Source organism: Bacillus sp. SIMBA_031 (assembly GCF_046535225.1).
In the GTDB taxonomy this organism is placed as follows: Bacteria; Bacillota; Bacilli; order Bacillales; family Bacillaceae; genus Bacillus; species Bacillus velezensis.
Map to the genome: position 1 here is coordinate 1 of NZ_JAWRXC010000612.1, position 242 is coordinate 242.

The window sequence follows — 242 nt, forward strand, 5'->3', positions numbered from 1 at the left end:
CTCCAGGCGCGAAGCGCAGCCAGATATTGGCGCTTGGTCAAGCAATACCAGATTGAATCCGGCCCGTGGTGTAAACGAGCGAAAGCACGTGCCTGAGGTGATCGCTGAATTAGCTCGCCTGAAGCAATGGCGGGAGCCTGCCATGAGCAACCTCGCAAACTGCCTCGGTACTCCCCAAACCGCTGACACTAAAGACGGTTTACGGGTCCTTGCTTAGGCTGCGTTGCGCAAAGCCTGCCTGG

The 242-nt window shown here is 57.9% G+C and carries 1 protein-coding gene; it reads left to right on the plus strand.

The genetic code is table 11. The features are described from left to right. The coding region (locus tag SB724_RS21560; RefSeq protein ID WP_410573085.1) for a hypothetical protein at positions 1-217 on the plus strand (217 nt) is incomplete at its 5' end. Positions 218-242 lie beyond the last annotated feature (25 nt).